Below are 15965 nucleotides of genomic sequence, written 5' to 3'. Positions count from 1 at the left end.
AATTTCTTGTGCTTATTAAAAAAATATCATCTCAAAAATATTGAGATGTTTTTTATAAAATAAAAAATCATACAAGCCCTTAAATTTTGATTTTCTATGTCTAATTTTCGTACTTCATATGATTTTTGAACTTCTTATTTTTAATGAGTATGAACAAGATCTGAATTGCAAGAACAAACATATTTTTGTAGGCATTCTTGATTGGCTAAAAGATCGAGTAATTCGTGATATTTATTACAAAAATCTTTGTTTATGTAATAATAGACATAAATTCCTTTAGTTTTTGTTTTGATAATATTGGCACTTCGCAAAACACTTAAGTGTTTTGATAAATTTGCTTGTCGAATATTAAATAGTGAGCATAAAGTTTGTACGTCACATTCAGCTTTAGAACACATATATAGATGAATGATGATTTTAAGTTTTGATTGACTTGATAAAAATTTAAATAGAGTGGTTAAATTAGTCATTTAATAAACTTTCTTATCTTGATTATTTTCTTTTAAAAATGGTGTTTTTGCATACTTAACTCATCATTTGAATTTTTTAATCATATCAAGGTAATTAAGTGGGTTTACTAAAAAAGCATCATATTTTTTACTTGCTAAAAATTTCATTTTATCTTTTACGCTAGCAAAATCGGCATAACCATTTTCGTATTCAAACACGTCAACAATTAAACATTTATAAATAATGTCATTATAAGTGATTATATAATCAATAGTAAGAGAACCGATGCAGTAATTTCTTAAAATTTTAAATTCTGGTTCAAAAAATATTTGTTCTAATTTCTTTGTTAAGATATTTTCAAATCATTGTTTTGAAGGCGATGATACAATATCTTGCTTATTTTTAATAAAAGATTCATTTAATAAGTTCAAGCGTCTTTGTGGTGAAGATTCTAAAAATTCAAGTCAATTTTTAAAGATTATTAAATCTTCAGAAGATGTAGGAGTAATATTAACTTCATAAGATTTAATACTTTTAATAACAATAATTTTTTCTTTAGCACGAGTTATAGCTACATTTAAAGCGTTTTTTCCGCCTGATCTAGCTACATAAGTAGAAGTTAGTTTAGCGTTTTTGTCATATGCTACTGTAGCAATAACTAAATCAGCTTCATCTCCTTGGATGTTTTCGAGATTTTTAACCATTAATTTATCATTTTGCGAAGCTTCTTCTAATTCTGGATAATGAAGAAAAATTTGCTCTTTTAAATAATCAAATTGCTTTGCATTAAAAGCTAATAAGATTATTTTTGAATAATTTGATAGTTGTTCTTTAGTTATTTTAAGTGCTAAATCACCTTCTAATTCGTTTTTATTATCATCTCAAATTCCATCAACTTCATGCACTTCAATAGGATTTTGAGTTTTATTATTTGCTTTATCAACTACATCTAATTTGGAATTATAAAAAGTCTTACTTGAAAAAGTCATTAAACTGGCATAATCTGAACGATAATTTTTATTTAATAGCACTTGATAAACACCTAAACCCATGCAATAATCAAGCATCGAATCTACTTGCCCATAAATAGTATCATCAGTAACTCTAATTCCAAATCAATTACTAGGACGCATTTGCATTTGATCTCCAGCTAGAATTTTAGTTTTAGCTAGATAAAGTAAAGTTAATCCGTTTTCAATGAAAATTTGGCTTGATTCATCTAAAATTCCATAATCAAATTCTTCTTTATTTCAACCAGATAAATCTGAATCAGGAGTCGCAATAACAATTGGGAAGACTTTTTTGATAATCGAAGCATAACGCTTCACAAATCTTTGAGGTGTTAAATTCTTAATTCGAACTGAAGCTGAAAATTCTTTATACATTCTTTTTTCTTCGATAGTTAATTGATCAAGTCTTTGATTAATTCTTTGTAAAATGATATTTTTAATTTCTTGAGAATTGATTGTCTCTGCAGGGTTGGTTAAGTTTTTAAATTTACTATTTAAATCTTTAATTGCATACAAAGGGTTTGAATAATCATTTAACCATCATTCATATGGTGATAGATTTTTAAACTTATTTGCTAGTTCATTTAAATTTCCTTCAAAACCAATAAACTCTTCATCAAGTTTATTTCCTAATTTTTTTAAGGTACGATATTTTCTACTAAGAGGGAATTTTAATTTAGCTAAATTAAGCAGTTTTTTAGATGTCAGTCCGTATTCAATTTTATCTGGAAAAATCACATTTTTAGGTAATTGAGCAGCAAGTAAAATGTCTTTTTCTCCATTAAAATCTTTTTTATGATCATTAAGATAATAAATTGCTTCAAATGCCTCTTTAGTTTGAGAGTTGTCAATAAGACCTTTAACTTTGTTTGCTCATTCAATTTCACTTTCAGATACAAGAGCAGGAAAATGATTTTGTGTTTGTCCTCTGAAGTATTCAATTTGATGTAAATATTCTTTAATTGGTTTGTAAAATTCTCTTTTTCTTTTATTTTTAGAATTAAGAATAAATAAACAAAACATTGAAAGTTCATTCATTCTTTTTTTAATAACTTCTAACGCAACTCTTTTTTGTGAACCAACAATAGCAGTTTTGTTATTAATTAAAATATTAATTATTAAATTAACGATTGTTTGTGATTTCCCAGTCCCTGGAGGTCCTCAAATGATAGTGTGTTGATTTAGTGCTGAAATAATAGCTTTATCTTGTGATAAGTTCGAAGCAGTTAACCTTATAATTGATTTTTGTGGATTAAAAATATTTTGATCAACAAAATCTTGATATTTATTTTTGTTAATTTCAACATCAATAATACTTTCAAGTTCGTTATTTTCTATAATTTGCTTCATTCGATTACGAGCATATCCACCTGAGGGTTGAAAAATCCCTAAAACAGCTCCACCGTGAAACTTAATATTTACGTTAGTGATATCCTCATTTTTAAATTGATCAAAAGGCATGATGATATCTTCAGGAAGATGATAAACGTCTTTTCACTTTTCTTTGATTTTTTCAATAATGTTAAAAATTTTATTTTCTTGCTCTAAAATTGATTCGATATTAATGCTAAAACCATAATTGTTTAATAAAAATAACAGCTTTTCATTAACTTTTATTTCTCCATTGCTTGATAAAAATAAATTTCCCTTTTCGTTTTCAATTTGCACTTCTTTAAAAATTAACGGGGCATAAATTGCTTTTTCTTCTTTTCTAAGAGAAACCATTAAAAAACCAATATGAAGAGGTCACATGTTAGTTTCTTCGAGAGTTGTTTCAGAAAAATCTTTAATTCTTTTTCAGTTAAATAATGATTTTTGAATTAATCTTTGTAAATGTTCAGTAAGCTTTTCCTTAGTTTCTAAAAATGGATATTCTTGTTTTAAAAAAGCTGAACCCTTTAAAATTTGATGTTGGTGCAATTTCTCAATTAATTTTTGCAATGTTGGTAAATCTGATACTTTTTGAGCAATATCATATGCTTTTAAGAGAAATTGTTCAATTAAATGAAATTTAAAATTATCGTTTTTTAAAATATAATCGAAATTTTCTGCTCCAAAAAGTTTATATAAATCAAAAAAATTAGTTTCACCTGCAGCATTTCTTTTAATTTGGGTAAAAATAGAAGAATCTGAACGATTAATGTTCAGTAAGTTGTCTAAAATTGTTTTGTACTTTTGATAATCCATTAAAACTCCTTTTTATTTTTTAATAGCAAATAAGTAGCTTGAGAAAACTCCCCTAAAATAATTGATATTTTATTAGAACTCACTAAAATACCGCTAATCCCTTTTAATTTTTTAAGTTTTTCTACATTTACTTGCGGAGATGAATTAAAAAATACATTCACTCTTGAAGGTTTAAGTTCAATATTGATTATTTGCTCTAAATTATCAAAGCATCCTAAAAAAACTTCTTCATTAAAGGGTAATTTATCTACTTGATAAATAGTGTTTTTTTGGTGTTTAATTTGTTTTTTTCATTTAATTCAAATTAACCCAAAAGTAATTAGGCTATAAAAAATTAACTTAAATTTGCTCTTTGTATACATAATTTATATTATAATACATCAAGCACAAAATATCGATATAAACGAATAAAAAACCCCGAAAATGATATGAACCCCAAAAGTTAGACAAAAAATTATTGAAGGAACTTAGTTCTGTATTGGACAGGGCTAAGTCCTTTTAATCTAACTTTAATTCTTTTGTTATTGTAGTAATCAATGTAATTGATAATAGCTTTTTCTAATTGTTCAAGCGATTTAAAAGTATGTTCCTTGCCATAAAACATTTCTGTTTTTAAAACTCCAAAAAATGATTCCATCATCCCATTATCTGGACTATTACCTTTTCGGGACATTGAAGCTTTTATCTCTTTAGAATTTAAAAATTTGTGATAACTATTATGTTGATATTGTCAACCTTGATCACTGTGTAAAATTGTTCCACTATATTTAGCTTTTGTGAAAGCCTTTTTAAGCATTTTTTCAACTTGCAATAAATTTGGGGAGCGAGATATAGTAAAACTGATAATTTCGCTATTATAACCATCTAAAATAGCTGACAAATAAAGTTTTTGAGAATGACTAGTTAAAGCAAATTCGGTAATGTCAGTGTAACATTTTTGCAATGGTTTTTTAGAATAAAAATCTCGATTAATAAGGTTTGGAGCTTTTTTGCCCACTTCGCCTTTGTATGATTTATATTTTTTACGCTTACGATTTCCACCAATTAAATTTAGCAAATTCATAAGTCTTTTTACTTTTTTATGATTTACCAAATATCCACGATTTTTGAGTTCTAAAGTAATACGACGATATCCATAACTGCCTCTATGTTCATTATATATAGATATAATTTCGTCTTTAAAATTTTTATTTTTATCAGCTGAATTGATTTTTTTAAGATGATAATAATAAGTTGAACGTGATAGTTGAGCAATTTTTAATAAAATTTTTAATGAGAATCCTTCGTCGACCATTTCTTTAACTTTTTGGCTTTTATATTCTGTAAGTCTTTTTGATCCAACGGGATCCCTTTTAACTTTTTTAGGAAAATCACCTCAGTTCTAAGATATTCGTTCTCTTTTTCAAGTCGTTCAAGTGGTGTTAATTTTTCTCAAGTTTTCTTTGGTTTACGTCCCATTTTTGATGGCCTTCCTTTTTTCTTTTCAACAATAGTATACCCATTTTTCTTGTATTGAATAATTCAATTTGAAAGAATTCCTCAATTAGGTAATCCATATTGAAGTGAAATTTCTCTTGTAGAATGTCCTTTAAGAAGAACTTGATTAATCATTTCTAATTTTATTTGTGGAGAATAATATTGATTTTTAGTCTTTTTAACAATTTCAATTCCGTGACGATTTATCAGTGCGACAATATATTTTATAATTGCACGATTTACTCTAAATTTTATTGTTAAAGATTTTTCAGTAAATCCTTTTTTACGTAATTGATATATTTTGATTTTATCTTCGTAACTTAGTTTCATAAAAATGAACCCCCTTAATTTTGGATTTTATTGTCCAACTTTAGGGGTTCATATCAAAAATTTTATATTTTTTGGGGTTTTTACTAAATTTATAATTATCAGATTTTAACTCTTTTTTCTGGAGCTAAATACATGTTATCTTTATTTGTTATATGATAAACTTCATGGAATAAATCTGAGTTTTTTAAGTGAACATTTGCTCGAGCTTTTCCTGGTGCGTGAACATCGGTTTTAAGTAATAATGTCATATATTCAGGTTTGGCTTTATTACGTCAAATAGTAGCTCAGTTTTCGAAAAATTCTTTAGCATTAAAATCTTTTTGTTGCGACGCGACTTCTAAAGCACATTGAAATCCACCTAAATCAGCAATATTTTCTGAAACAGTCAATTTCCCATTTACAAGTCCCATTCCAGTATCAAATCCTTCAAAAAGTTCAATAACTTGTTCTTTTCGTTGTTCAAATTTAGCACGATCTTCATCAGTTCATCAATTATTTAATGAACCGTTTTCATCAAACTGAGAACCATTATTATCAAAAGCATGTGAAATTTCATGAGCAATAACTGCTCCAATTCCACCATAATTTTTCGAAGCTCCTTGAGCAATATTATAAAATGGAGCTTGTAAAATAGCTGCTGGAAAAACAATATGATTTTTAATTGGGTGAAAGTAAGCATTAATCATCGCTGGAGACATTTCTCAGTATTCTTTAGCTTCGCTTTTTAAATATAATGAATCATGATATTGTTGCATGATTTTTTTAAAGTTTAAAACATTTTCAAGTAAGTTTGATTTTTCTTTATAAGTTTTTACTTTAAAAAGTTCATAATAAGGACGAATTTTTTCTGGATATCCAACCATTACATCAAGTTTTGAGAGTTTTAAAATTGCCTTTTCCTTGGTTTTTTGCGACAATCAGGTATTTTGGCTTAAGCGTTCTTTGTAAATTCCAATCATTTTAGCAATCATGCTTTCAACATCTGCTTTAGCTTGTGGACCGAAGTATTTTTGAGCATATGCTAAGCCCAATGGTTTCGAAAAGAAACTTTCTGCTTTTTCAAAAGCATATTTTTTATTGCTCATGGCTCGATCAATTCCTGTAATTGATTTTCTTAATTCAGTAGCAATAATTCTAAGCTCGTCACTTAAATACGCACTTGCACTAATAAGGTTTTTAATAATTAACATTGCTTTATATCCTGGAAAAGTTTGTGGATTATAAAGTTTATTTAAATTTTCCACATAATTCTTATTAGTTACAACAATGCTTGAAATATTTTCCCCGACAATTTCTTTAGCTAAAGCTTCTAAATTAAAGTATGTTGAAACACTTTGAAGTTCACTTAAATTTACGACATTATATAAACTAGTATAATCAGCTTTTTGTAGTGACGAAAGAACATAATCTTTAACTAAATTATCAAATTCAACTGCTAATTTAATTAATTTATTAGCTTTATTTTCTGAATATCCATATGCTTTGAGTAACTTTAAACTCATTGATTTAAAGACTTTAAGGTGTTTTTTAGCATCTGCTTTTTCATAATATTCTTTTGAAGGTAAAATAATTGATTGTTCTCCCATTCAAAGAACTTTAATTGAAGAATTTACGAAGTCATCTTCAACATCCAAGTTAATTGGTAAATATTCTCATTGCGAACGTTTTGAGGTTAATTTTTGTGCCAATTCTTCAAAACTACTTAATTGTTCAATTTCAGAAATAAGTACTTTTGCTGGTTGCATTGCTAGTTTATTACGCATTGAATAGTTTTTAAACATTTTATAAAACTTCGCAAATTCACTAAGTGGTCCCTTTAATTGTTTTTCTTGAATTGCTAGTTGATCTGCTAGGGAAATTAATTGTTTTTTTAGTTGTTTGTCTAATTCTCCAAAAGCTGAAATTGAGGGTTTATCAGGAGCAATTTTTGCTTTTTTAAATCATCCTGCATTAACATATTCGTAAAAATCGTTTTTCAAATTATTTTTGTTCATTTTTTATCTCCTATTTTTGTGGTTCAGTATTGGTTTTTAATATTGATAAAAAGGCTTCTTGGGGTACTTCAATTGAACCAAGTTTCTTCATTCGTTTTTTACCTTCTTTTTGTTTTTTAAGTAGCTTTTGTCTTCGAGTAACATCTCCACCATAAAGTTTTGCGGTAACATCTTTTCGAAAAGCTTTAATCGTTTCCCGAGCAATAATTTTTCCTCCAATTGTTGCTTGAACAGGAACTTCAAAGTTTTGGCGAGGAATGGCATCTTTAAGTTTTTTAGTTAACTCACGGGCTGCTTCATAAGCTTTATCGCGATGAGTAATAATTGAAAAAGCATCTACTTTATCACCATTAAGCAAAATATCGACTTTCACTAAATCACTTACCCGATATCCGAGTCATTCGTATTCAAAAGATGCATATCCTTTGGTGGAACTTTTTAAGCGATCAAAAAAGTTAAAAATTGTTTCTGCGAGTGGAAGATCATAAATAATTCGAGTTCGCTTTTCATCAATAACTTCTAAAGCTTTATAAATTCCTCGTTGGTTTTGACACAGTTCCATAACATTTCCAATATATTCGTTTGGAACAAAAATACTTGCTTCAATATAAGGTTCTTCAATATACTCAATAAAAGTACGATCTGGAAGTAAAGTTGGATTGGAAATAAATTCATAATTTCCATTTGTTAAAGTAACTTTATATTCAACTGAAGGAGCAGTGGCAATAATTCCTACTTGATATTCCCTATCAAGACGTTCTTGGAGTATTTCCATATGAAGCATCCCTAAAAAACCGACTCTAAATCCAAATCCAAGTGCTTTAGAAGTTTCTTGTTCTCAAGTAATTGACGAATCTGAAAGTGAAATTTTTTCAAGGGATTCTTTAAGTTGTGAGTAATCACGAGTATCAATTGGATAAAATCCAGTAAAAACAACCGGTTTCATTTTTTTATACCCTGGAAGAGCTTCGCTTGTAGGGTTTTCAACTAAAGTGATAGTATCTCCAACTGAAACCTCTTTAGCATCTCGAATAGCTGCACTAACTCATCCAACTTCTCCAGCTTTTAAAACCTCTTTTTTGCTTTCGTGTGGATTCCGGACTCCTAAATCAATTACATGATATTCGCTTTTGGTGTTATGAGACATAAATTTAAATTTATCTCCCACTTTAAGCATTCCTTCAAAGATTCTAATTAATAGAACTACCCCTCGATATGGATCAAAATAACTATCAAAAATTAATGCTTTTAATGGTTTATTATCATCAGCATTTTGTGGAGAGGGGATATATTTCACAATTGCTTCAAGTAAATTATCAACTCCCATTCCAGTTTTAGCCGAAACTAAAATAGCATTATCAGTAGGAATTCCAATTACATCTTCAATTTCTTGTTTAACTCGTTCCACATCAGCACTTGGAAGGTCAATTTTATTAATTACTGGAATAATTTCTAAGTTATTTTCAAGGGCTAAATAAACATTAGCAAGTGTTTGAGCCTCAATTCCTTGGGTTGCATCTACTAGTAGCAGGGCTCCTTCGCTAGCAGCTAACGAACGAGAAACTTCATAGGTAAAATCCACATGTCCAGGAGTGTCAATTAAATGAAAAACATAATCTTTATATTTTAATTGCACCGCATTAAGTTTAATGGTAATTCCTCGTTCTTTTTCCAGTTCCATTGAATCAAGAAATTGAGCTGTTAATTCACGCTTAGCTACTGTATTAGTTAATTCTAAGATCCGATCAGCAAGTGTGCTTTTTCCATGATCAATGTGGGCAATAATTGAAAAGTTTTTGATCTTATTTTTATCCATATTAGTTATATTTTACTAAATTTACTTTTTAAATGTATTAAGAAAGCAAAACCTTTAAAAAAGATTAAAAATATTTTTTACTTTTCTAAAAAGACGTGTTATAATATTTTCAGTGCTTGTTTGAAAAAACAAGAATGAGATTTGGAAAAAATCGCTGCTTGGCTAGTTATTTAGGGCCCTTTCACGTTAATAATGCAAAAACCTTCTGTATAGAAGGTTTTTCTTTGCTCAAGAAAATGTGGAAATTTCCACATTAATTTATTTCATATATAATATACCTAGTATGAGTAAACAGATTTCATATAAAGATATTTCCAAAAAAGCCGGAGTGTCAATTTCAACTATTTCAAGATACTACAACGATGGTTATGTATCAGATAAAACTAAAAAGAAAATTGAAGAAGTAGTTAAAACACATAAATATTATCCTAACCATGGAGCTAGATTAATTCGTGGACGAGATCATTCAATTTTTATTATTATGCCTGAATGAACTCAAAATATTTACTTTTCAATTGTTAATGGAATTGTCGCTGCTTGCAAAAAAAACAATCGCAAGGTTACTATAACTTTTACTGGAAAAAGCACTGAAGAATATATCGAAACTGTGCGTTATATTTTATCATGAAGACCTACTGCGATGGTAATTTTTAATCCCGATCGGGATGATAATTTGTTTGATTTTTTAAAAACCATTGGTGATGTCTCAATAGTGATTTATGATCATCAAGTTAGCGGATTGAGTTGGATTAAAGTTGATGAAACCAACGCTTTTTACGAGCTAACTTTATCGCTAATTGATAGCTTGCGACCTTCAGAAAAAGCCCAAGCACAAATGCTCTTTTTAGAAGATTCAAAGCTTTATCCAATCCAAAAAAAGGACCGTTTTGCAGGGTTTGAACGTGCATGTAAAGAAAGAGGGATTAATTACGAAAAAACTGAAGTGTCTTTTGGTAATTCCAATACCATTAAAACATTTGTTAACTTAACCCGCAATAAAGAAATTTCTAATGTGGTGTGTTCAACTCACGAATCATATATTTCATTAACTGTTCAAGGAATTCCCGATTTACGCTTAACAGATATTGGATATCAATCTATTTATGATCGTATCAAAAATTATAAAGCAAAAATTTTCATTGATTTTCCATCAATAGGAATTGAAATTGAGAAAATGCTAATTCTTCATTCAGTAGATAGAAAAGTTCAAAGTAAATTTATCAAAGCACGTATTATTACTTAAATTATTTGAATATAAAAAACCATTTTTCTTTTAATTTGAAAAATGGTTTTTTAATACATTTTTACTTGTGAAAGCAAATATATTGCAGCAGTTTCGGCTCGCATAATTCGACTACCTAAAGATATAATTTCCACATTTTGAGCCTGTGCTTGAATTATTTCTTGGTTTGAAAATCCACCTTCAGGCCCAACAAAAAACATGCATGCATCATTTATTTGATTTGCAAGTGTTTTTGAAAGGTTGATCTTTTCATGAGCTAAATATTTACTTTCAATTGGATATTGAAGCGCTTCTTCAAAAGTGTGAATTTTTTCTAAAATCGGGATTTTATTGCGAAAAGATTGTTCAGCTGCATTTTGAATAATACTTTCAAAACGCTGGATTTTTTTGTTAAATTTATATTTAATCAAATCCCCATCACAATAAGTACTATGAACTGGAATAATTTTTGAAACTCCAAGTTCAGTAGCTTTTTGTAAGATTCATTCAAAGCGTTCAAGTTTAATAACCGAAATAGCTAAAACCACTTCAAAAGGCAATTCATGATTTTCCTCTATTTTTTGAAGAATTTTAGCAACATTATTTTCTAAAATACATAAATAAAATTCTTGATCATAAACACAAATAAATTGCTTATTTTGCCCTCGAATCACTTGTAAGTGTTTAAGCGTTTCCTTGGGTAAAATGAAGGTATTATTTATTTTTTGGTTAACAAAAAAGCGATTCACTAATACTCCATTGCTTTTTCGTATTCTTCTAATGTTCCTCTAAATAAAAAACTTTCTTGAGGATTTTTTAGCTCTAAAATAACATCAGCACATTGGTTAACAAAAGCACGATTATAAGTGGTAAATACTGCTCCTCCGCGATATTGTTTTACTCCTTCAATAACTGAATCGATGCTTTCGGTATCTAAGTGGTCTAAAGGTTGATCTAAGATGATAAAATTACTTTCTAAAAGCATCATTCGAGAAAACATTAAACGAGCTTTTTCTCCCCCGCTAGTTACGTTGACTTTTTTAAATACTGAATCAGCAGAAAAAAGCATTCTTCCCAAAAATCCTCGCATACGTGAATCAGATACATCTTTATTTTCTTCTAAGGTATTTTCAAGTGGTCATTTTGAAATTCATTCTAAAATGTTCATATCGCTATCAAAATATTTGGCATTATCATTTGGGAAATAACTAGTTTTAATTGTTTGTCCTCATTCAACTTTTCCGCTAGTAGGTTGAAGCTCTCCAGCAAGAATTGCTAAAAGCTTGGTTTTAGCGATATCATCTTCTCCAATAACGACCATTTTTTCTCCTGGTGTTAAAGTAAAATTAAGATTTTCAAATAATGTTTCTCCATTTTCGTTAGTGTAAGTGAGATTTTCTACAGTTAAGATTTGTTTCCCGTGATCGCGATTCATCTCTCATCGAACATATGGATATTTACGATTTGAAGGTTTAATTTCATCAAGTTGAATTTTTTCAAGGGATTTTTTCCGTGAGGTAGCTTGACGAGATTTAGAAGCATTAGCACTAAAACGAGCAATAAAGTCCTTAAGTTTTTCAATTTGAGCTTCTTTTTTAAGGTTTGATTGTTTCATCATTTCGCGAGCAAGCTCTGATGATTGTTTTCAAAATGAATAATTTCCGGTATAAATTTTAGCTTCATTAAAATCAATATCAACTATATGAGTACAAATTGAATCAAGAAAATCACTATCGTGAGAAACAACAATAACCACATTATTGTATTCAATTAGAAAATTTTCAAGCCACTTAATACTACGTAAATCTAAATGGTTAGTTGGTTCATCCATAATTAAAATATCTGGATTTCCAAAAAGAGCTTTAGCTAATAAAACTTTAATTTTTTGATTAGCAGTTAGATCTTTCATTTGAACGTATCATTTATCTTTAGGTATGCTTAAATTTGATAATAATTCTTGAGCATCATTTTCAGCTGTTCAACCGCCTAATTCACCGAATTTTTCTTCAAGTTCTGCTGCTTTTTCATAATCTTGCATGGTTGCTTCAGGATTGGCGTAAATTTGATCTTTTTGTTCTTTTATTGCATACAGTTGGGTATTTCCCATAATTACTACTTCAGTTACAATTAAATTATCATAAGCGTTGTGATCTTGAGAAAGCACCGAAATTCGCTTGTTTTTTTCAATAACTACGTTTCCACTAGTTGGTTCAACTTGACCTGAAAGAATTTTTAAAAAAGTTGACTTTCCAGCTCCATTAGCTCCAATTATTCCATAAGTATTGCCTTCAGTAAATTTTAAATTTACTCCTTCAAAAAGTTTCTTATCACTAAAAATCTTGCTTAAATTTTGTACTTCTAACATATTTTTTATCTCCTTAAACCTAATTACCTTTTATTATATTAAAATGTCCTTAAAATGTAAAGAAAAAGTCTGAAACATCAGACTTATTTGACACTAATTTTGAAATATTCAAAACTCGATATCGGCTCAAAAAAATTGTAACATAACTCATTAAAAAATATTATTAATTGTTAGCATCTAAATTATCTTGATTTTTCTCAGTAAAATTATCTATGCTTTCTTGATTGTTATCTTGTGAAATTTCCTTATTTACAGAATTTTCGGTTAAATCAGCATTTTGCTCAAAATTTTCAAATGGTAAAAAACTTTCTTGATCAAAAATATTAAATGGACCTTTGTTTTCTTGGTTGTTTTCAAGAACAAAATCATTTTCAGTGTGTTCTAGAGTTTTAATTTCTTCTATAGTTTCAGTATCATCTAAAGATTGATTAACTTGAAGAGGCTCTTGTGGAGTAGGGTTATAATCATGCATACTTAAGCTAGCAGTAATTTCTTCCATACGAGCTTTAACGCTTTTATAAACTTCAATAATTTCTTGTTCACGTTCAGCTGGAGATTTACTTAAATCATTATTAGTAAATGATTGATAAATTTCTTGGAAAATTGGATCTTCTTCCATTTCACGAGTAATTAGCGAATGAGCTCCAAGACGGTTTGAAAAAATTTGCAACATAACATCAAATGCAATATTTTCAACCATATCTTCAAACATTCTAGTTCCTTCTTGGGTATAAATTTGATATGGATTTTTTTGCGAATATTGAACCAAATTGACATTTGAACGTAACTTTTCCATTCGATTTATGTGGCGTTTTCACTTTTGATCTAAAGTCGATAAAATAATTTGTTTTTCAATTTGGAAAATTTCTTGCTCTAAATACGATTTTAGAGCATTTGCTCGTCATTTATCATAAGCTTGAATAATGACATTAGAAATATACTCAGGAAGATCTTTTTCATAGATACGACTAATTTTTTTAAGCGAAAAATTAAAAGCAATTAATGAACCAATATTTTTATTTAAAAAATCAACTAATTCATTGTAATTATATGAATGCTTTCCTTTATAGGCGGGAAAATTAACAATGGAATTAGTAGTATGCTTAATCATTTTTTCAATGATAAATTTAGGATCAACAGCATCTAAAATCAAATCTCTTTGAGAGTAAATTAAATCCCTTTGTTGGCGAATAACATCATCATAATTAAGGACTGATTTTCTTGAATCATAATTAAATCCTTCAATTTTCTTTTGAGCATGATTAAATGCAAAACGCAAGTTTTTATTAGTCACTTCTTTCCCGTGTGAATCTGAATAAGCTTCTTTAAAAGAATCATAATTTGAAAAACGTTGCATTAAAGGATCATCAATTGAAATATAAAACTTACTTGTTCCAATATCGCCTTGACGCCCTGAACGACCCCTAAGTTGGTTATCAATGCGACGTGATTCGGCTTTATCAGTTCCAATTACATATAATCCACCCAGAGCAAGAGCTTCAGGAGAAGGTTTAATGTCAGTTCCTCTTCCAGCCATGTTAGTAGCAATTGTAACGGCTTTAACTTGACCAGCATGAGAAATAATTTCAGCTTCAGAGGCATTTTGTTTGGCATTTAAAACTGTATGAGGAATTCCAGCTTTAAGTAAGTGTTTGTGCAATTCTTCAGAATCTTCAATTTGAGCAGTTCCAATTAATACTGGCTGACCTTTGGTGTATAATTGAGCCACTTTTTCTGTAACGGCATTTCATTTATCTTCATATGAAGCAAAAATGGCATCAGGTTCATCAATTCGAATTACTGGTTTATTAGTTGGAACGACATTTACCCGCATATTATAAATATCGATAAATTCTTGCTCTTCAGTTTTACCAGTTCCAGTCATCCCACATAATTTACTAAACATTCTGAAAAAGTTTTGGTAAGTAATAGTAGCTAAAGTTTGGGTTTCCGGCTCAACTTCGACCATTTCTTTAGCCTGGATTGCTTGTTGCAATCCTTCAGAATAACTACGACCTTCCATAATTCTTCCAGTAAATCCATCAACAAGTTCAATTTTACCTTCACGGACAATATATTCGACATTATTACGCATAATTTTATGAGCTCGTAAAGCGTTTTGAACTAAATGAACTGTTTCAGAATTTTCAATATGATAAATACTTTCAACATTAAAAAATTTATTGGCTTTAGCTATTCCAGAGTGTGTCAAAGTAATGGCTTTAGATTCCTCATCAATTAAATAATCTTCTTTGGCTAAAGTTCGTACAAATTGATCAGCAAAAAAATATGCCGAAGAATCTTGAGTTTGTCCTCCGGAAATAATTAGTGGTGTTTTGGCTTCATCAATTAAAATTGAATCCACTTCATCAACTAAACAAAAATGTAATCCCCTTTGGACTTTTTCGTTCATATTTTCGACCATATTATCACGCAGATAATCAAATCCAAGTTCTGAATGTACCGAATAAGTAATATCAGCAGCATAAGCTTTACGCTTTTCATTAGGATTCATTTGAGCTTTATTTATTCCTACACTTAAACCTAAGAAATTAAACACTTCTCCCATCTCTTTAGCGTCCCGCTCACTAAGGTACTCATTAACTGTTGAAACAATGGCTCCTTTACCTAAAAGCGCATTTAAATACACTGGAGCTATGGAAGTAATGGTTTTTCCTTCTCCAGTTTTCATTTCTGCTACTGATCCTAAATCAAGTAAAATTCCACCTAACATTTGCACATCATAAGGTCGTTTCCCAAGTACTCGTTTAGTTGCTTCGCGAGCAACGGCAAATACATCGCTACGAATTTGCTCTAAAGTATAGCCTTCAGCAAGCATACTTTTAAAAATATTGGTAGTTTCTTTAAGTTCAGCATCACTTAATTTGCTAACATTTTTTTCAAGTTTATTAATTTCTTTTAATGCTCGCTGAGCAATACGCATTTCGGTGGTTTTAAAATCAAATAATTCTCTAACAGATTTCATAGTTTCTTTATATTATACTTAATTATTTTTATTTTACATTGCCTGTATTAAGGTGTTAAATAAACAAACTTTTAAATAAAAAGTTTGTTTATTTAATAACCTAAAAAATTAATTATTGTTTAGATATAA

At 29.0% G+C, this 15965-nt stretch carries 10 protein-coding genes; 1 reads left to right on the top strand and 9 read right to left on the bottom strand.

Going from position 1 to position 15965, the window contains the following annotated elements; all coding sequences use genetic code 4:
- Positions 1 to 140: 140 nt before the first annotated feature.
- The 6 genes from EXC58_RS00740 to lepA all read right to left on the bottom strand — a co-directional run bounded on the left by EXC58_RS00740 (position 141) and on the right by lepA (position 9263).
- Positions 141 to 470 (bottom strand): ArsR/SmtB family transcription factor, encoded by a 330-nt coding sequence (locus tag EXC58_RS00740; protein ID WP_129725160.1) that lies wholly within the window; start codon positions 468 to 470, stop codon positions 141 to 143.
- Positions 471 to 3647: a DEAD/DEAH box helicase gene (locus EXC58_RS00735; RefSeq protein ID WP_129725159.1), complete on the bottom strand. Its 3177-nt coding sequence runs from the start codon at positions 3645 to 3647 to the stop codon at positions 471 to 473.
- Complete coding sequence (locus EXC58_RS00730; RefSeq protein ID WP_129725158.1) at positions 3647 to 4009, bottom strand: PTS sugar transporter subunit IIABC; 363 nt, start codon at positions 4007 to 4009, stop codon at positions 3647 to 3649. The genes EXC58_RS00735 and EXC58_RS00730 overlap by 1 nt, the downstream gene beginning before the upstream one ends.
- Positions 4010 to 4101: 92 nt before the next feature.
- Positions 4102 to 5453 (bottom strand): IS3 family transposase gene (locus EXC58_RS00725; RefSeq protein ID WP_129725157.1). Its coding sequence is split into 2 segments (ribosomal slippage): positions 4102 to 5012 and positions 5012 to 5453, totalling 1353 coding nucleotides; the frame shifts between segments, so codons are not numbered across the junction.
- A 95-nt stretch (positions 5454 to 5548) separates the two neighbouring features.
- On the bottom strand, positions 5549 to 7447 hold the full coding sequence (locus EXC58_RS00720; protein WP_129725156.1) for a M13-type metalloendopeptidase: 1899 nt from the start codon (positions 7445 to 7447) through the stop codon (positions 5549 to 5551).
- A 10-nt stretch (positions 7448 to 7457) separates the two neighbouring features.
- Complete coding sequence (gene lepA, locus EXC58_RS00715) at positions 7458 to 9263, bottom strand: translation elongation factor 4 (protein WP_129725155.1); 1806 nt, start codon at positions 9261 to 9263, stop codon at positions 7458 to 7460.
- Positions 9264 to 9546: 283 nt separating this feature from the next.
- Here lepA and EXC58_RS00710 point away from each other — a divergent pair, with 283 nt between their 5' ends.
- Positions 9547 to 10506, top strand: a complete 960-nt coding sequence (locus EXC58_RS00710; protein ID WP_129725154.1) for a LacI family DNA-binding transcriptional regulator — start codon at positions 9547 to 9549, stop codon at positions 10504 to 10506.
- A gap of 50 nt (positions 10507 to 10556) precedes the next feature.
- Here the strand turns inward: EXC58_RS00710 and EXC58_RS00705 are convergent, their stop codons facing one another.
- The 3 genes from EXC58_RS00705 to secA form a co-directional block, all read right to left on the bottom strand.
- Positions 10557 to 11234, bottom strand: a complete 678-nt coding sequence (locus EXC58_RS00705) for a 16S rRNA (uracil(1498)-N(3))-methyltransferase (protein WP_129725153.1) — start codon at positions 11232 to 11234, stop codon at positions 10557 to 10559.
- Positions 11234 to 12850: an ABC-F family ATP-binding cassette domain-containing protein gene (locus EXC58_RS00700; protein ID WP_129725152.1), complete on the bottom strand. Its 1617-nt coding sequence runs from the start codon at positions 12848 to 12850 to the stop codon at positions 11234 to 11236. The genes EXC58_RS00705 and EXC58_RS00700 overlap by 1 nt, the downstream gene beginning before the upstream one ends.
- Before the next feature lie 163 nt (positions 12851 to 13013).
- Positions 13014 to 15836 carry a preprotein translocase subunit SecA gene (secA, locus tag EXC58_RS00695; RefSeq protein ID WP_129725151.1) on the bottom strand — a complete coding sequence of 941 codons (2823 nt, stop codon included), beginning with the start codon at positions 15834 to 15836 and terminating at the stop codon, positions 13014 to 13016.
- Between the last annotated feature and the right edge of the window lie 129 nt (positions 15837 to 15965).

It is taken from the genome of Mycoplasmopsis citelli, from assembly GCF_900660645.1.
Taxonomy (GTDB): Bacteria; Bacillota_I; Bacilli_A; order Mycoplasmatales; family Metamycoplasmataceae; genus Mycoplasmopsis; species Mycoplasmopsis citelli.
The sequence above is the reverse complement of the archived record's forward strand: the minus strand, read 5'-3'. Positions and strand labels throughout refer to the sequence as shown.